This window comes from Lacticaseibacillus baoqingensis, assembly GCF_003946165.1.
GTDB lineage: Bacteria > Bacillota > Bacilli > Lactobacillales > Lactobacillaceae > Lacticaseibacillus > Lacticaseibacillus baoqingensis.
Genome location: NZ_RHOI01000017.1, coordinates 34,537 through 52,700 on the forward strand (window position 1 = coordinate 34,537; position 18,164 = coordinate 52,700).

Annotated in this window: 14 protein-coding genes; 12 read left to right on the forward strand and 2 right to left on the reverse strand. The window is 40.6% G+C overall.

Annotated features, from left to right (window positions below; genetic code table 11):
- Positions 1-1,056 (forward strand): ABC transporter permease, encoded by a 1,056-nt coding sequence (locus tag EKM91_RS08260; protein ID WP_125752576.1) that lies wholly within the window; start codon positions 1-3, stop codon positions 1,054-1,056.
- A gap of 3 nt (positions 1,057-1,059) precedes the next feature.
- Positions 1,060-1,740: an ABC transporter ATP-binding protein gene (locus tag EKM91_RS08265; RefSeq protein WP_125752579.1), complete on the forward strand. Its 681-nt coding sequence runs from the start codon at positions 1,060-1,062 to the stop codon at positions 1,738-1,740.
- Between the two features lie 99 nt (positions 1,741-1,839).
- Here EKM91_RS08265 and EKM91_RS08270 read toward each other — a convergent pair whose 3' ends face one another.
- Both EKM91_RS08270 and EKM91_RS08275 read right to left on the reverse strand, forming a co-directional pair.
- Entirely contained in the window at positions 1,840-2,601 is a 762-nt protein-coding gene (locus EKM91_RS08270) for a CpsD/CapB family tyrosine-protein kinase (protein WP_125752582.1), read from the reverse strand.
- Entirely contained in the window at positions 2,598-3,377 is a 780-nt protein-coding gene (locus tag EKM91_RS08275) for a YveK family protein (protein WP_125752585.1), read from the reverse strand. Before EKM91_RS08275 ends, EKM91_RS08270 begins: the two co-directional genes overlap by 4 nt.
- Before the next feature lie 1,540 nt (positions 3,378-4,917).
- Here EKM91_RS08275 and EKM91_RS08280 point away from each other — a divergent pair.
- The 10 genes from EKM91_RS08280 (at position 4,918) to EKM91_RS08325 (ending at position 18,139) form a co-directional block, all read left to right on the forward strand.
- The gene (locus EKM91_RS08280) at positions 4,918-5,694 is read left to right on the forward strand and encodes a glycosyltransferase (protein WP_125752587.1); all 777 of its coding nucleotides are present in this window, start codon (positions 4,918-4,920) and stop codon (positions 5,692-5,694) included.
- A 157-nt stretch (positions 5,695-5,851) separates the two neighbouring features.
- Positions 5,852-6,964 carry a glycosyltransferase gene (locus EKM91_RS08285; RefSeq protein WP_164508508.1) on the forward strand — a complete coding sequence of 371 codons (1,113 nt, stop codon included), beginning with the start codon at positions 5,852-5,854 and terminating at the stop codon, positions 6,962-6,964.
- The gene (locus EKM91_RS08290) at positions 6,961-7,890 is read left to right on the forward strand and encodes a glycosyltransferase (RefSeq protein ID WP_125752593.1); all 930 of its coding nucleotides are present in this window, start codon (positions 6,961-6,963) and stop codon (positions 7,888-7,890) included. The genes EKM91_RS08285 and EKM91_RS08290 overlap by 4 nt, the downstream gene beginning before the upstream one ends.
- A 3-nt stretch (positions 7,891-7,893) precedes the next feature.
- Positions 7,894-9,138 carry a hypothetical protein gene (locus EKM91_RS08295; RefSeq protein WP_125752596.1) on the forward strand — a complete coding sequence of 415 codons (1,245 nt, stop codon included), beginning with the start codon at positions 7,894-7,896 and terminating at the stop codon, positions 9,136-9,138.
- Positions 9,139-10,065 carry a glycosyltransferase family 2 protein gene (locus tag EKM91_RS08300; protein WP_125752599.1) on the forward strand — a complete coding sequence of 309 codons (927 nt, stop codon included), beginning with the start codon at positions 9,139-9,141 and terminating at the stop codon, positions 10,063-10,065.
- 52 nt (positions 10,066-10,117) lie between these two features.
- Complete coding sequence (locus EKM91_RS08305; RefSeq protein ID WP_225419479.1) at positions 10,118-11,215, forward strand: polysaccharide pyruvyl transferase family protein; 1,098 nt, start codon at positions 10,118-10,120, stop codon at positions 11,213-11,215.
- Positions 11,216-11,232: 17 nt separating this feature from the next.
- Entirely contained in the window at positions 11,233-12,165 is a 933-nt protein-coding gene (locus EKM91_RS08310; protein WP_125752605.1) for a glycosyltransferase family 2 protein, read from the forward strand.
- Positions 12,166-12,184: 19 nt separating this feature from the next.
- The gene (locus tag EKM91_RS08315; protein WP_225419480.1) at positions 12,185-13,678 is read left to right on the forward strand and encodes a lipopolysaccharide biosynthesis protein; all 1,494 of its coding nucleotides are present in this window, start codon (positions 12,185-12,187) and stop codon (positions 13,676-13,678) included.
- Positions 13,679-13,726: 48 nt separating this feature from the next.
- Positions 13,727-14,623 (forward strand): GT-D fold domain-containing glycosyltransferase, encoded by an 897-nt coding sequence (locus EKM91_RS08320; RefSeq protein ID WP_125752611.1) that lies wholly within the window; start codon positions 13,727-13,729, stop codon positions 14,621-14,623.
- 2,769 nt (positions 14,624-17,392) lie between these two features.
- Positions 17,393-18,139, forward strand: a complete 747-nt coding sequence (locus EKM91_RS08325; RefSeq protein WP_125752614.1) for an acyltransferase family protein — start codon at positions 17,393-17,395, stop codon at positions 18,137-18,139.
- The last annotated feature ends 25 nt before the right edge of the window (positions 18,140-18,164 follow it).

An 18,164-nucleotide genomic window follows, 5' to 3' on the forward strand; every position in this document is an offset into this window, starting at 1 on the left:
ATGTTCTTAGCCTTAAAAGAGATCCGCAAAGAAAAAGTCCGCTCAGGCTTGATCATCGCCATGATCGTCTTGATCGGGTACTTGATCTTCATCTTAACGGGCTTGGCCTTAGGGTTAGCCCATGAAAATACCGCCGCCATCAAGTCTTGGGATGCCGCCAAGATCACCTTGAATGCTGACGCTAACGTCGACATGCGCCAGTCGTTTCTGACCAAGGCCCAAGCCGGCAAGCTGACCAAGTCAGAAGCAGTGATCGGCGAAACGGCTGTCGTCGCCAAGGCCAAAGGGCACAAGCAGCTGTCGGCGACTTTCTTAGGCGTATCCAGTCAACAATATATCGCCAAAGATCTGCAGCTCACCAGCGGCCGCGCGGTGCGCCAGTCGCATGAAGTGGTGGCAGATGACTCGCTGAAGCTGTCAGGCTACAAGCTGGGCAGCAAGCTGAAGCTCAATGATGCCAGCAAGGCTTATACCATCGTCGGCTTCACCCAAAACGCCAAGCTCAACATCTCGCCTTTGATCTACGGGCAGCTGCCAGACTGGCGGGCTTTGCGCGGGTTAGGGCCGGACATGGCCGCCAGCGCGGTGATCTCCAAAGACGCCGACTATGATGCCGGCACCACTGGCAGTAAGACCTACTCGGCAGCCACTGTGATCCAAAAGCTGCCAGGCTATACCGCGCAGAATTTGACCTTTGCGCTGATGATCGGCTTTTTGATGGTGATCTCCTTGATCGTGATCGCAGTGTTCTTGTATATCTTGACGCTGCAAAAGCTCCCGAATTACGCCGTGCTGCGGGTGCAAGGGGTGCCGCGCAAGGTCTTAGTCGGCGCGACGATCAGCCAATCGCTGTTGTTAGTCGCCGGCGGCTTGATCGGCGCCACGCTGTTGACGGTCGCGACGGCGGCGATCATTCCTGCGGCAGTGCCGATGGCCTTTGACGTGCCGGCTTTGACGGCAGTCGGCGTGGGGTTGTTGGTGATGGCAATGTTAGGTGGGCTGATCCCGGTACGGCGCGTGTTGCGCGTCGATCCCGTCAGCGTGATTGGAGGATAACACATGGCAGTTTTAACACTAGAAAAAGTAAACCAAGTCTTCGGTACCGGCATCGCCCGCGTGCAAGTCTTGCATGATGTGGATTTTGCCGCAGAAGCCGGGGAAGTCAGCTTGATCATGGGCCCTTCCGGCTCTGGCAAAAGCACCTTCTTGACCATCGCCGGCGGATTATTGACGCCGACTGCCGGCACGGTGACCGTGGCTGGCAAGCACTATGCGGATCTGTCCAAAAAAGCGCGCGACGCTATTCGCTTAGATGAAATCGGCTTCGTCTTGCAACAATATCATCTCTTGCCGTATCTGACTGTCGCGGATCAATTCAAGCTGGTCGACAAGATCAAGCGCCAGGGCAACTTAGACCAGGCGGCTTTTGCCGGGGTCTTGCAGACGCTGGGGATCCAAGAGCTGCTGCACAAATATCCTGGCGAGCTTTCCGGCGGGCAGCAACAGCGCGTGGCGATCGCGCGCGCCTTGTATCCTGACCCGGCGATCCTCTTAGCCGACGAACCCACTGCTGCGTTAGACGCGGCGCGGGTGGCGGTGGTCGGGGACTTGTTCCGCGAGTTGGCGATCCAACACCACAAGGCCGTGGTGATCGTCACCCATGACCCGCGGCTGATCCCGGCCGCCGATCATGTGTATGATATGAGCGATGGGGTGTTGACCCACGCGCAATCGGCTTAATCAAATAACCGTCGCGATGATCGTCTAACAGGCGAACACCGCGGCGGTTTTTTGGTTGCGACAAAAAATGCTGCCGCCTTGATGGCAGCAGCATTTAGCTTAATCTTCTTTGCGCTTATAACTCGAATACCCATAGTACCCATAGCCATAACCATAGCCGTAGTACCCGCCGGCATCATGTGGGACGCGGTTTTGCACCGCGCCGATGATGTTGGCGTCGACTTTTTCAAGCATCGCTTTGGCGGCGAGGACGGCGCCTTTTTGGGCGATTCCATAAGGCACGACCAGCACCGTGGCGTCGACTTTTGAAGCCAGGATCTGCGCGTCGGTGACCGAATCCAGCGGCGGCACGTCAAAGATCACCATGTCGTAATGGGCGGCTAAGGTATCGATCAGCCGCTCCATGCGCTTGGAACTTAAGAGTTCTGAAGGGTTCGGCGGCAGCGGGCCAGTCGGCAAGACACTGAGCTTCACGATAGAAGTGGGCACGATATAATCGGCCAGATCCAGTTCTGTCTTAGCCGTCAATAAGTTGACCAAGCCGCGCTCGTTCAACAAGCCGAACGTCGCATGCACCGTCGGCCGGCGCGTATCCGCGTCGACGAGCAACGTGCGCAAGCCTTGATTGGCGAAGGTGACAGCGACATTGGCAGCTACCGTCGACTTGCCTTCACTGGCACTGCTGGAGGTGAACACCAAAGTCTGCAACTGTTTATCAGCCGCAGAAAAGGCGATGTTCGTCCGCAGCGTCCGATATTGTTCAGAGACTTGCGACTTAGGATCATAGTCGGTGACCAGGCTGACGCCTTTGGTCATCGACTGATCATCGAGCTGGCGTTGTTTGCGATGAAATAGCTTCATACGTGAGTCCCTCCATTGCTGCGGCGCCGCGTTAACGTGGGGGTCGCCGTAGAACTGGCTGCGGTGGCATGGCCGAATTGCATGTTGCGCGCATCCATATCAGATATCGAGCCTAATAGCGGCAAGCCCACGGTATCGGTGATGAATTCTGGTGCCTTGACCGTGGTATCGGTCAATTCGCGAATGAAGGCTAACAAGATACCGAGCACAAGTCCGGCAAGCAGGCCCACTGCCAAGTTGATCATCGGCCGTGGCGAGACTTGCCCCTTATTCAGCTTAGCGTCGGAAATGATCGAAACGTTCTTGGCGTTAGCCATGATCTTAGTGACTTTGGTTTTGAAGACCCGGGTGACTGCGTTAGCGATATCACGCGCAACATAAGGACTAGTCGCTTCAGCGGTAACTTTGACCACTTGCGAATTCTCATTGTTAGAGATCGTTAAGGCGTTGGCCAAATCAGTCGCAGTACCAGCAAATTGCCCAGATTTCTGCAGATCTGCCGCCGCTTGGTCTAAGATGACTGGCTGGGTGAGGATGTCTTTATAAGTATTGATCATCTGCAGGTCAGTCTGGACTTGGTTATATTGTTGCCCTGCATCGGCAGGGCTCTTTTGATTGACCAAGATCAACGCAGATGAGTCATACTTTGGTGTCATGGCGAAGTAAGTGACCCCAGCAGCCGCCACGACACCGACGAATGCGAGGACAATGATCATAATAAGATGTTTGCGTAGCGTCCTGAACACTTGGCTCAGGCTGATGACGTCGTCTTCCATAATACCCCCTGAAACGAATCATTCCGATTAATATAAACTAGCCCATTTTACCATATTTCGTAAAAATTCATAGCTGAAATTCACCATCCATAAGCGGAATTAGACACAAATTCCGAATATTACAAGTATATTGCCTAAAAAATTCCGTAAATATCTCGTTGAGAATCGCCTGTGTAGTGGATTGAGTCGCTGACATTGCTTCGTCTTTATCAACGGTATGGAAACTCGTCACGCCGCTGATGTCATAGTCGACCACCTTGCCTAGGAATTGCAGATTCAGACGAGACTAATTTTTCAATACCTAGTAAGCTTTCAATTGCTTGAGCCCAAGATTGTTTGCTATCCGATTTTGATTTTTTTATTCAGGTGGTTATTGCTGCTCTGGCCGGTATTAGTGGGGCGAAGGCACTATTACCATATATCTTTGTACATTAAATGTTATGACCCAAATGCGACCACTTTTTTCTAAGGGTATAAGGGTATATATGAGGTTGCGCTCATATATGAATAACAGTAGAATTAGTCCCGCTGAGAAGCAAAATTCGTAATGACTGAAAGTGTTTGACAAAGATTTTAGCGGAATTCCGACTTTTTAGTCACGCAAATTTTGCACTCTAGTTTTAGAATCTTTGTCGCAGCTGTTGTGTGCTGACAGTCAGATTAAAGGAACGGACAGCCTTTCATGTATAGCACTGTTCGTAAGAAAATTGAAGAGTTGGTTTTGGATGCACCTGAGCGTGGTACTTCGATTATTGTCAGCAGTATGCGGGTATCGGTACGACGCAAATAATTGTATAACGAGATTGCTTAGCAGCCAAGGTTTGCTTCACGTAGTTTGACGATTCAACAAATGGAGAGCCGTTGGCAATAACGTCAGCAGTGAGTTGTAATATTCTGAAACTGGTAAGATTTGGAAAACATAAACGGTATGCGCGCATTACTGTTATCAAATTTCGACTGACATTTTTCCTAACTTTCAAAATTTTGAGCATCGGAAGGCTCATAATTGGTAGTACAGAACAGATAATCAATAATGAACATTACAAGAACATTTCAAACAAAAATAACCGTTTTCAACATGTTGTGGTTGATTAATTGTGAGGTATACTAAAATCTAGGGTGCTATAAAGATAATTTAGATTTTATCCCACTATATAAATTATTTTTACGTAAGTAGAAAGAAATCTACGCTCGGTTGGGTAAAGCAAGTAATTAGTCGTTTTTTCGTAAACTAAGTACATAAAAACATATACTGTTTTTATGTACTCGAGCTCACTTCGAACCACGTTCTCATTCTTAAGTTAAAATAGTCTGAGATATGAAAATGCAAGACCTGCAGAATTAATGCTACTGCTACATAGCAATGAAATAGAGCCATTTTCGTAACCATAATATTATTATTTTGTTAATTCATACTCAAGATATCAGCTCAAGAGCTTTCAAAATTGGTTAAGATGCTATGAGTGAAATAAAATTTCTTGGTTTATAGCTTGTTGACGCAGCTGAAATAAAAGTTAACGGTAAAGGAATTGTGATATACGTGAAAATTTCATACACAACTGTATTTTTCAATAACACGATTGATCAAATTTCAAAACTTGTCTCGAATATTGAAAATACGGTTCCACCAGATTTTCAATACGATTATTATCTAGTGAATAACTCTCCAGATAATACCGAAATAACAAATCACTTACAGGCACTATCAAAGAGAAATCAGCATATACACTCAATAATAGCTAAGGAAAACCGTGGATTTGGGGCTGGTAATAATTTAGCGATTTCGTTTCTTGAATCGGACTATCATATTATTGTGAATCCAGACGTTACGATTCCTGATAAGTGTCAAATTAATATGATGATTCAATACATGCACTCACATGAAGTTGTTTTGTTATCCCCATTAATTAAAGATAAACAAGGCTATATCCAAAAGCTTGTAAAGCGAACTCCGACAATTTTGGATATGGGGCTTCGTTTTGCAGGGCAAAGTTTTTTTCCACAACGGCAGCGTTGGTTCACTTATGACGATCAGTATGGTCATATTCACGAATCTAGTAACCTTCCCGGATCTTTTCTTGTTTTTAAGACAGACACGCTAAAAAAAATCGGTGGTTTCGACGAACGATATTTTCTGTACATGGAAGATGCTGACATAGCTAGATCAATGGCGCTTTGTGGTAAGACCGTTTTTTTCCCAAATGCCTACATAATTCACGAGTGGCAAAGAGAGAATAAAAAATCGATTAAGGGAATTTTACGAATGGTTGTGAGTATGTACAGATATTTTTCTAAGTGGGGATGGAAAGTGTTTTGAGTTAGCATATTAGATATTTGTTCCATAATTCAGATTAAGATTGTAAGTGAAGGGCATATTCAGCGGGAGAATTCACATCTGTTAAGCTGTTTTTTTGAAAGACGATCTTGTTTTAAGTTAAAGGCGCTGATATGTAGCCATGTTCGATTGTCACGGTTTGAATACGAAAGGAATGTTAATGCTGAGAATTGTTGTTAATGATGGAGTGGCGGTACCAGGCGCGGGTGGCGTATATTCAGTGCTTAAGGATTTTGAAAAAATGATTGGAGCATACAGCTCTGATCCAATTGAATGGATTTTTATCCTTTCTGGACCATTCGTTCAAGAACGTGATCATGTCAAAGTAATTCAGCTTCCCAAGTTGAAGAGCTCCAAATTGTATCGGCTTGGATTTGATTTTCTCTGGGGTCGTCGATTCATTAATCAATTGGATCCAGATATCTACATTTCATTTCAAAATACAGCCACCTTGGGTGTCCATGCCAAACAGTTTGTATATTTACATCAACCACTGAATTATGTTATGGATATACATAAGTTCTCGTTTCTTAATCAAAGAGAACGAAAACTTGCAATATATCAGCGAATATTCGGACCTATCATTAATCTCCTGATTAGATTTGCAAACGCGAACGTAATTGTTCAAACCGAATGGTTGAAGAAAATTTTAGTTAAACGAAATATTCAGTCTTCACAGAAAATCACCGTGATTTCGCCGACTGTTTTCGTAACAAACAAGAAAATTCGTCAAAGACCAGATAACTTTTTTTATCCAGCAACTCCCATGATTTATAAGAATCATCGGACGCTCATTGACGTTTGCAGGATTCTATCAGAAAAGGGGATAAATTCGTTTAGAATTTTTTTAACTATTACAGAACAAGATTTAAGAGAACTTTCCGGTGCGGAAAATATTCCATTTCAGATTAAATGTCTTGGAAGTATTGAAAGATCTAAAGTTTATAAGTTAATGGAAGAATCAGTACTTCTCTTTCCCTCAAGTATTGAGACGTTTGGATTGCCCTTACTGGAAGCAAAAAACATGGGAACCGAAATATTCTCGGCGAATATCGGCCCAGCTCGCGAAATTCTTGAAAATTATGATAATGTTGAATTTTTTGAAGTTGGAAATTCAGCACAACTTGCAGAGTTAATGAAATCATGGCTGAATAAGGATATTCCAATCAAATTCCAACAAACGGATGAAAATATTCATGAACAGCCGCAAAATGTTGCAGATTTTCTTGTGAAAGAGGGAAATAATCGATGACGGTCGCTATTCTAATGGCTACGTATAACGGAGCGGAATATCTACGTGATCAGATTGAGTCAATTATCCGCCAATCATTTACCGATTGGCGCTTATTCATTCGGGATGATGGATCTACTGATGGCTCAAAAGCTTTGATTGAAGAGATTAAAAAAACAGAAGACCGAATTATTATTGTGGAAGATAATACTAATCGTGGAAAAGGACAATTAGCAAACTTTTCCACACTTCTAGATTCTGTTGATGATGGATTTCAAGCTTATATGTTTGCTGATCAAGACGATATTTGGTACAAGGATAAAATAAAGGTCTCTTTGGATGAACTCTCGCGGAATTTGGTGAATAATGTGGGTCCAGTGTTGGTTTATACAAACTATGATGTTAATGATTCTCGCAGCCAATACTTGCTACATCCTGCGTATTCTGTTGATCCAAATGTAAATTTAAGTCGGAGAATTCTTGTGCAGAATTGGATGATGGGATGTACTATGATGTTTAATAAGTCGCTTTATCATCTTGTTACCAACATTCCAAAGGTCACAGAGAATCACGATAATTGGGTTGCAAAGGTTGCTTCTGTTACTGGTGAAGTTAGGTATGTTTCTAAACAGACTATGTGGCATCGAATACATTCCTCGAACGTTACCACAAATACTTCTAGCAAGAGTTTTTCAGGTCATCTCTTAAATCTTGGTCTTACGTGGCGAGATGCTAAAAAGCACTTCATGAATCAGAAGAGGACTCTTTTGGCATTACAGCAGTTAACATCTAGTTCGGGATTAGCTTCATCTCCGAACCTGGAAGAACTGATAAAAATATATAATTCGACAACTCCTTTGCGGTTATCAGAATTCTGTTTAAAGAAATATTCTGCATTCAATTGGAAGCAAAACATTCTTCAATATATTATTTTGATGAGAGGATAGCTATTGAATAAAATAATAAAAAACCCTTATTATATATTTGGCGTTGAGTGGGCTTTTATCATTGCTACGTATCAGTTAGGGTGGTCGAATGTATATCCTAAGCTGCGATTCAACGTTCTAATGTTCTTTTTGCTTGCAGTCCTTTTGACTGTTTTAGTTGGAATTCTGTATTCTAAATTAGATTGGGCTGCAAAATTCTCCGATACGGGAAAAAAAGAAATTAATTCAAGTTTATATTTCAAGAGTAGTGTTTTCTTTTGTGTGGTGTTTCTGATAGAGGCACTATATTCACATGGTATCCCCCTTTTTGGTGCGATAAGCTATACGGAGTTTGGTATTCCGAAGATTCACACCTTTATTATGGTCGCCAATACGTATTTGGCAATTCAAATTGGAAATCAGATGGTCAAGCGAAAGAATGTGAGACGAGCTGATCTATTAAACTTAATTCTTTCGATAACGCCATTTATTCTCCAGATTTCCCGTGGAACAATTGCAATCGTACTTATGGCCATCTTCGTGATTTTTATAACCCAATTTAATCGTGAACGGAAGATGAGGGGCCGGACGAAGATGCTGCTTGTGCTCTTGGTGGCGATTGGCTTATATTTGTTTGGTATCCTGGGAAATTATCGACTGAACACCGGAATGCGACTAACAGAGCCCCTCGTAAAATCCACTTTAATAATGGAATATACTGATGCTTCCCCGAAGTTTAAAAACGCAAAAATCCCGAAGCCATATTACTGGACATACTTGTATGCTACCTCGCCCCTTGCCAATCTACAAAATCAGATTTTGGTCCTGCAAGGGAACCAATCGGCTTTGACCGATTCAGTTGTTGTTTCTCGTCCAGTAGATTTTATTTTTCGATGTTTTATTCCAGATGTTTTCTCGAAAAAATTGCTAGGTATCAGATTATTTCCTGTAATACAAGTTTCACCGGTGCTTACAGCATCATCAGGGTTCTTTATGCCGTATATGTTTTATGGCTTTGGGGGAATGATGCTATATCTCATCTATCTTCTTTTACTACCACTGTGGTATATGGTGCTTGTTAAGAGGACTTCACCAGCACGAATGGGTTTGGCTAATGCATTGTTGGTCGTGTTGTTCTTGTTATCACCATTCGATAATATGTTAGCTTTTTCTGGGGTTTCTTTACTTTTACCAATACCAATCCTTTTAGGATTGGTGGATAGCTGGAGGGGAGCTCATCATTATCGTTCATACAAGGAGTTTTCTTAAATGTGTAATGCAGTTGAACATTCAAGACCGGATGTGTCTATCATCATACCAGCGCATAATTCAGAAAAGTATCTGATTGATTGTATTGACTCAATTAGACTGCATTTGCCGAATAATCTAACAGTAGAGGTACTGGTGATTCTTAATGGAAGCACGGATACTTCTGCCGAATTGATTAATGCATACTCAATCAAGTATTCTTGGATTAAGTACTGGAATTTGGAAAGATCAGGCAGGAGTTACGCGCGAAATTTTGGAATTAGCAAGGCTTGCGGAAGATATTTAATGTTCCTCGATGCGGATGATTTTTTTGTGTTCGGAGTTGGAATTAAAATGGCCGTGAAGATTCTTGACTCGAATGAAGAATTATTTGCAGTATGGAGCGATACCATAGTTAGAAATGGTAGGCAGGACAGTCGTATCGAGGCTACTGGTTTTAAATATTCTGATTTAGAGAATAGGAATTGCTTTTCAATTTCATCTGTCTTAATTAGAAATGAGAATTTAGGCAGATTTCCAGAGGATATGTACTTATATGAAGATTGGGTTTTTTGGGCTCGAAGTCTGAAGGGAAGAAGTGTAGTCCCATTAAACCAGGTTTCTAGCATTGTGATCCACAATGAAGAGAATACAACAGCAAGAGCAGTATCCGGCATTTTGACTGGACAGATTCGAGCTCGGGCCAGAATACGCGATTTGTTTCCCAGACGACATTTCACGGTAATTCTTCGAGATTTAAAAAAAGAGGTATTGTATATTAGCGGTATGTCACGAGAGAATAATGACGATTCGGTTCTTGCCAAGTATCGTTTTTCCATGAGGACTCTGAGACAGCTCTCACGGATACCGTTTGTTAAATATGTATTTACTAGTCTATACAATAAAAGTCGCGAAGAACACTTAAGCTCGTATCGGGATATTCAATGAGCAGATCGTAGACATCATCATTCGTTTAGACCCGTCGGAGGTAGTACAAATATTGAAAGTTTTACTTCGAGGATACTTTGCTTCGAATCTAGGGGATGACCTATTTATTCGAATAATTTCCCATAGATATCCTACAACTCAATTTTATCTAGAATGCTCTGCAATGCATAGCTTAAACTTTCAAGACTTATCAAACGTAACTGTAATTACTCATAATCGGTTAACGTTAAGAATCAGAAATATGCTGCTCAAGATGATAAATTATTCAAGTTTAAGTATGCGAAAATTTGATGCAATTGTTGAAATTGGTGGTTCTATATTTCAACAACAAGTTATGGGAAGGTTCTTGCTACCGTATCGGCGAGCAAACGTGACTGCTTTTCCTTATTTTGTGATTGGGAGTAACTTTGGACCTTATTTTGAAAAAAAATTCGTACTTGAACATCGTGCTTTTTTTGCGCATACCGTTGGCACTGTGTTCCGAGACAAATTCTCATATGATTTGTTTCGTGACCTTCCGAACGTGTCATACGCACCGGATGTTGTTTTTAACTTATCTGTTCCGTCTAACGCTCTTGGTCAAGCAAATCATGGAAAGGTACTTGTAATCGCACCAATAGACTTATCGCTTTCTGTACGAGCAAATTTTGAATCATTGGTTGCACATAAACAAGAATATGAAAAAAACACTGCAAAGATAATTTCTAAATTTCTGGAATTTGGTGAATACGTACAGTTACTGCCCTTTAGTATGGCAGAGGGAGATGGCGAAGCAGCGAAAAGAATCAAGGCGTATGTACCCGAGCAAGCTCAGAGTCGAGTCTCAATTCTTACAAACCTTACGGCAGACCAGAAGGTCTCAACAATAGCAGATTGTGATTATTTTGTTGGATCGCGGTTTCATGCCATGATCCTTGCTTGGTTGCTTCAGAGGCCATCATTAATAATATCGTATAGCAAGAAAACCAATCACGTTAAGTCGGATTTGTTTGAGGAGCAGTATTTTATGAGCGTTTCTGAGTTTTCTGATGCCAATCTGGAGTTCGACTTTTCTCAAATGAATACTATATCGCCAGTTAAATTAAAGAAAATTCAAGATTTGGCACGTCTTCAGTTCAAGTATCTTGATGAGTTCTTAACTAGTGTTTAGGGAAGAGGAGCAACCAGATGAATTCTGTATCCATTAGCTTTATTATCACAACATATAATCGGGAGGGGTACGTTCTTCAAGCTATTCGATCTGTGCTTAATCAACAATTTGAGGGTAATGTAGATATTCTTGTTATTGATGATGATCCTACAAGCCAATTAGGAGTTGTGCTGGATGAAAATTTTGGTGAATCTGTACGATATCATCGGGTAAATAAAAATAACGGTCCAGGTTTGAACCGACACTGGGGATTTATGAATTCAATTGGACAATATGTTGTTTTCATGGATGATGATGATTATTATACGGACAGAGATTTTGTAAACAAAGCAATTCGACATTTTCGTGAAGAAGATGGTTTGGCATTTGTTGGTTTTAACGCGAACGACTTTTACGAAGTCTCCGGAGAAGTAAGATCTGGTATGCAGCTTGAAAAAAATGGTAAGATTTCTCGAAATCTATATCTTATGAAATTTACTCACGGAATTAGCAAACCAAAATCGACATTTTCTTCAGTGTTTTCAAGAGAATTGCTAACTATGGCGGGCATCAGAACGATCGAAATGTTAAATGATTCGGTCATTTATCTGCGTGCGCTTCTTGTTGGAGATGCCTATTTGGACAGTACGGTGATTGGTAATTATCGAATTCATAATAGTAATATAACGAAAACAATATCTGAAAAATTTATAATCGACAATTTAAACGAGAAAAAGACAATATCAAGGCTATTGCCATTTAGTTATGTTCGAAGATCGTTTTGGTTATACGTTCAATCCATCAATACTATTGGATATTATTTATCCGAAAACAGTCATAGGGAACAAACCACTTTGCTTCAGCAGTGGGTTGGTGAACAAGTGTTCTTCGTGAAGGTTCTGATTCGATTATCGTTGGCAAAGTCCGGGTTGTTATTCACTCTGAATGGCGAAGGAGGTAAACATCATTAAGTCTCGAACTCATTATTCGATGGTGAACTCTTCAGTGTCCGCTATAATCTATTTATTGCGTACACTCCTTGGTTTCGTTTCGAGATCATTTTTCATCCATTACTTGGGTGTAAACTTTTTGGGACTGAATGGACTGTTTACTAATGTACTTAGTTTTCTATCATTAGCCGAGTTGGGAATCGGCTTTACGATTGTTTATGAGCTTTATTCACCACTAGCAACAGGAGATACTGAAACCACGAAGTCATTGATGCTAGTTTATCGAAAAGCGTATACTATTATCGGTATAGTGGTTGGTGTTGCAGGAATTTGTTTAGTGCCATTTCTATCACTAATTATTCACGGAACATCTGGGATTAGTAATGTTTATCAGTATTATTTATTATTTTTAAGCAATTCTGTCGTTAGTTACTTTTTTACTTACAAACGCTCATTATTAAATGCAGATCAAAAAAACTATATAACTGTCGTAAATGATTTTGTGTTTTACTCTGCCTCTGTTGTTTTGCAGATCCTGTTTTTGGTACTCTACCAAGATTATTCGATTTTCTTAATTATTCAGGTCTTGACCACCTTAGCTTCAAATATATATATTTCTAGCGTTGTAAATAAACAGTATCCGTATATCCGTGAGAAAAATGTTAAACCATTATCAAAAGCCGTAAGCACCGAGCTTAAAAAAAATATACTTGGAAATATGTCAACACAAATTGGATCAATTATTGTGTTGGGTTCGGATAATATTTTGCTTTCTGCGTTTGTCGGATTATCAGCAGTTGGAATTTATTCGAATTATACTTTGATTACGAATGCCGTAAAAAGTATCGTACAGCAGGCGACAAGCTCCATTATTTCAAGTGTTGGCAATCTTGTTGCGAAAAAAGATAATTTGAAAATTTTTTCGGTATTTCAAGAATATTGGTTTATTAATTCCAGTGCAAGTTTTCTTACAAGTACGATTACCTTTGCTTTAATTAACGGGTTTATTTCTGTTTGGATTGGGCCAAAATATCTTCTCCCGAGGAAAACGGTTTGTTTGATTGCCACATACTTGATTGTACTTATGTATCAAGGCTCCACTAGGACTTTTATTTCTGCTTACGGGTTATTTTGGCAACAAAGATGGAAACCTATATTTGAAGCTGGTACAAATCTTGGCTTTTCGTTATTTTTTCTTCAAGTTTTCCACCTGGGGTTAGACGGAGTTTTATTGGGAACGATTTGTTCCTCTATTTTTGTTAATGCATGGTATGAGCCCTATATCGCTTTTAAATTTGGATTTCACCAATCTTTGTATATGTACTTTCTCAGGACGTTGTTATTTTATATGAAATATAGCGTTGCAATTGCTGTACTTTGGATTGTTCAGCTACATCTGTTCGTTGATTCATTAATGAGTTTTGTTAGATTTACTTTTGTCTCTGTAATTCTTGTTGGAGTTTTATATCTACTGCTTTTTTCATGGGAAAAGGAGTTTCGGAGCGCATTTAATCGATTCAAACGAATGATTTGATAAAAAGATTATCCTGTAAATGAGTCTTTAATATATCTTGGAGGAAATATGCAGAGTATTAATCAGAAGTTCCACGGTCTACGCAGTTATACCAGCTTTTATTTTCATAAATTATTCAGTTCGCATCCGCAAGTACTCACACTTGAGCAGACTGTCAATGAAATTGTGAGTGGGAAATCCTGCGCGCGTTTTGGTGATGGAGAGTTTGGATTGATTTGTGGTAAAACTTCAATTTCATTTCAAAATGCATCTAATGAGTTGCGAAACGAGCTAGAAGCAACCCTTAGAAGCAATACTGATGAGCTGCTTATTTGTATTCCAAGTGCTTTTACGTTTCGACTTAACAATTATGTTAGAAAGTCGAAGAAATTCTGGATGCAGTCGCTTGGCCAAAATTGGAAATATTGGATTCGGGAACTCAGATTCGGCTACCGTTATGGTGATGCACAGTTTACACGACCATATATGGATGTGAAAAATAAGAATCAAGCGCTGAACCAATTTTCAACAATAAAGCAGATATGGCAGGGACGAGATCTCCTAATTGTTGAAGGCAATGAAACCAATTTCGGACTAGGAAATGATTTGTTTGTTAAGGCTCGTAGTATTCACCGCATAGAGTGTCCACAGACTAATGCCTTCAATTCTCGAAAACAAATACTTGATACAATTATTAAGCAAGCTTATCACGGTGAACTTGTGCTAATCGCCTTGGGTCCAACTGCAACGATATTAACCTTTGAACTTTCTAAAAGGGGTATTCAAGCAGTAGATATTGGGCACCTGGACGTTGAATATGAGTGGGCTTTGCGAGGTTCTCAAGAAAAGGTTGCTATTCCTGGAAAATACGTCAATGAATCAAAATCCAAAGTCAAAGTTGTAGGGAGTTTGGATGCAAATTTTGTTGAAATGAAAAAGTTACAAGTAGTTGATAATATTAAATAAGTTCGCTTCATATGCCGAGGTGCTTAACCAAGAAAACTTTAGGAATTGAATTAATCATCTATGGTGTGTTCTCAGTGTTCAGCTGGGGTTAAGCCATTTTTGTTTCTTTAGATTCTGACGTTGTTGAACCGTAAGCACTTAATAACAGACCAAATATGACTCGCCTCAAATTGGCGGTATTCATACCGTATCATAATGAAGGGTGAGGTATTTCTATGGCAGAGAAACCTGCGATTGCTGAGGTTAAGATGGACAAACTATTGTGGCCTAAGTCAAGAATCAACCAAAGTCTACAGATCAAGATAGACACCAATAAGTCGATTGTTGTCTACAACCATATTCAAGTCTACATCCTTCACTTGAAGTGATCATAATAGCCGTGTTTACTGATGTCCATTGATCCTGCACGACTTTCCTGCACGACCTCACGACATTTATTTTGTATGTGTTAGAACTGATTTCGACGTAGAATCGATGGCACTGCCACCTTGGTTCTAGAACACACAGCTTGATCCACATAACCAAGCACTCTATTTGTTCTGTTGTCGATGCAAAGACTTCTTCGAGGCATTGTACTGGGACGGTGAAGGCTCATTCTTCTCTGGATACGTATCGAGAATGGCCGCATTCATTTGCCAACAAACATAGCGAGGCAGTGCCATTGGCAACGACAACCAAAAATCTGCTTAAGTATAATGACCACGGTCGAACAAAATGCAAGTTTACTTGAACAAGTCCAGCTCCGTGCAGAGCAAGTGGCTTATTTGACTCAACACCGTTTAGGTTGCAACTCGAAGCAATCAATCCCGATCAGACGTCATTATTGTAGGGTGATAGTGTTTTTACTGACCCAGAGTAAACTAGGCAACAAAGCGAAGACATAGCTAAACAAGCAAAATAAGACAAAGGAGAAGCGTTCTGAAATTGTTGCGAAAGATCTGCTGGTAAAAAAGCATTCATTACTAAGAATGGTAAGTATTGCGAACGTGGACATGACCTAAAGGCTTTCGGGAAGCAGTTACTTCGAGAAGAAGAGCGGTTTATTCGTACGCGTTTGTTTGTTGAGAAGATCCACGTTTAACCGTACAAGTGTGACTAATGTGAACAAGAGGATGGGCGCAGCCATTCTTATCGAGCCGATGCTCCAATGCGCTGAACGTTTACGGTATCGTAACTCCGTCGTTGATTGCGTAAATCCTTCACCAGAAGTACATTCTGGCGACTCCGTTGTGCCGTCTATTAAGAGATTGGCAACGAGCTGGTGCAATACTCGGAAAAACGACTATTGCTAACTAGATAATCAAGTGTGCTAAGCTGGTGAGACCGGTATGTGGTGTCATAGCCGAACACCTGATGAGTCAAGGCTTTCTCCAAGGTGATAAAATGCCGTATCAAGTATTGCATGAACCTGGAAAATAGCGACAAACAAATCGTATGTCTGGAGGCTACGAAGAATCACACGTGCCATTTAGCCAGTTGGTAATTATGCCTATGCGAATACCCAGTCAGGGAAATAAAATTTGCGAAAGCTTATATAGTCCATCTCCTGTCGCCTAAGTGTGACAGTTACGCCAGTATTATTTAATCGCGGTTAATCTCTCAATCAGTTGTTGCGCTCATGCAAGTCGCAATTTCTTTGATGACTTTACCATAACTAAGGTGATGACCATTGGACTGAGGCTACATAATTAGATGTTTGAGCTTGAGCACCACAGGAAAAAATATTCCAGCGGAGGGGTGCGTGAACAGACGTCAGCAAGAGCTCAAGCCCCTAATTGAGCAGTTCTGGAAATGGTGTGATCAAGTCGATACCCTGGCCTAAAACTCGATTTGGTAAAGCCATCACTTACGCGCAAGGACAATGAACTGCTTTAAATTGAGTGCTTATTATGATGAAATTGGTCTGAGTAACAATGCATCAGAACGTAAAAGAAGACCTGCGTCAGTGTGCGAAAAAAACCCGTTGTTCAGTACAAGACCAAAAGGTGCCGAAGCGAACATAATTTGGACGACAATGATTGAAGCCGCAAAGCGAATGAACTTGATCCAGTTCAGTATTTCAAAGATCCACTTCAAAAAGAGTCAAAGTTGCCAACTTTCGCAAAAAACAAAGAACGGGAAGATTGGTTACCGTATAATTTAATCCACACTGCGCCAAAATTTAAAAAACTTGCCTAACCAAGCAGAGCCCCGCAATCTCAAAGCCGAGATTGCGGGGCTCTTTAGTACAGTCAATTACTAGGTGCCTACCTTTAAGAGATGTCATACCCTGGGTTATCCTGCATCATTAAGAATTCTGGACAAAATGATTTTGTGTTTTTGGTTAGTCTGATTTTGGTATATAATTAATTTTATTCTTTCTTATTGAAGATCGTCTAAATCAAATTCTGGTCTATTGAATTTATCCTGTATTTGCGAATCTCGTGGGTAATATAATTGCTTTTCCCTGGACTAACTAGCGATAGTGAGTCATAACGACTCGGAATTTTTCGAGACTTAAAAATCAGAGACTTTTACGTAATTTTCTGAAATCACAATAAATGGTTTACCAATATTATCTTTAAACATCGGGAATAAGAAGTAATTATCAAACTTTGCAATTGCAAGGATGATATCCAAAACTTTTAAAGTACATTAGCCAACAATCTTAAGGTCAAAAAAAGATATGTATAAACAATAATCGCTCAAAACACTGACATACTTCTAGGGAATTAGCATATGGGAAAACATTTTAAATGATTTATAAAATAATTGTAGGGGATTATTGTTATGATTAATACAAGTTCGAGAAATTATGGCATAGATATTGCGCGTATTTTATCCATGTTTTTTGTGGTTCTTCTACATAATTTGTTGCAAGGCGGGGTACTTCACAGTCCTGAGCTGCAAGGTGTAAATTTTGCCGTTGCATGGTTTCTGGAGAATCTAGCAATAATTGCGGTAAATCTCTTTGCAATGATTACTGGATTTCTTTCGTTTGGTAGATCATTTCACGTAACTAGAATTGTGTCAATTATAGTACAGGTGCTGTTTTGGTCTTGGGTTATTTTAGCGCTCTTAATGCTTTTTAAGTCAAATCTTGCACTAAAAGACATAATTATTGGAATAATACCTGTCACATTGTATTGGTATATAAATTGTTACATTGGTTTAATGTTGCTATTGCCCTTCTGCACTGAGGGTATAAAATCTTTATCTCAACACAAGTTTTCACTTGTTCTTGGATCTTTATTAATCATCTCTGTAACTGTTGGATTCATTCGACATTTTTCATTGGATGATGGGCTCTCGGTTTTTTGGTTGTTGATACTATTCTTTGTTGGTTATTATATTAGGAAATTTGGGCTTCTTGAAAGAATACACTCAACTTATTTTATTCTTGTCTATTTCTTACTAGCAATGATTTCATTATTGGTCGAGATACTCTGTAAGAAATATCACATCAATTACGATATAATGATTTCCGCAAATTGCAAGAACAAGTTAGCCACCCCATGGCACGACACCGTGAGATGAACTGTTATCTTTGATGAGTTGAGTT

Coding starts and splice junctions, on each gene's coding strand:
- EKM91_RS08270 (WP_125752582.1), bottom strand. CDS start 2,601: ATGAAGCTATTTCATCGCAAACAACGCCAGCTCGATGATCAGTCGATG.
- EKM91_RS08260 (WP_125752576.1), top strand. CDS start 1: ATGTTCTTAGCCTTAAAAGAGATCCGCAAAGAAAAAGTCCGCTCAGGC.
- EKM91_RS08325 (WP_125752614.1), top strand. CDS start 17,393: ATGATTAATACAAGTTCGAGAAATTATGGCATAGATATTGCGCGTATT.
- EKM91_RS08300 (WP_125752599.1), top strand. CDS start 9,139: ATGTGTAATGCAGTTGAACATTCAAGACCGGATGTGTCTATCATCATA.
- EKM91_RS08290 (WP_125752593.1), top strand. CDS start 6,961: ATGACGGTCGCTATTCTAATGGCTACGTATAACGGAGCGGAATATCTA.
- EKM91_RS08310 (WP_125752605.1), top strand. CDS start 11,233: ATGAATTCTGTATCCATTAGCTTTATTATCACAACATATAATCGGGAG.
- EKM91_RS08265 (WP_125752579.1), top strand. CDS start 1,060: ATGGCAGTTTTAACACTAGAAAAAGTAAACCAAGTCTTCGGTACCGGC.
- EKM91_RS08320 (WP_125752611.1), top strand. CDS start 13,727: ATGCAGAGTATTAATCAGAAGTTCCACGGTCTACGCAGTTATACCAGC.
- EKM91_RS08275 (WP_125752585.1), bottom strand. CDS start 3,377: ATGGAAGACGACGTCATCAGCCTGAGCCAAGTGTTCAGGACGCTACGC.
- EKM91_RS08315 (WP_225419480.1), top strand. CDS start 12,185: ATGGTGAACTCTTCAGTGTCCGCTATAATCTATTTATTGCGTACACTC.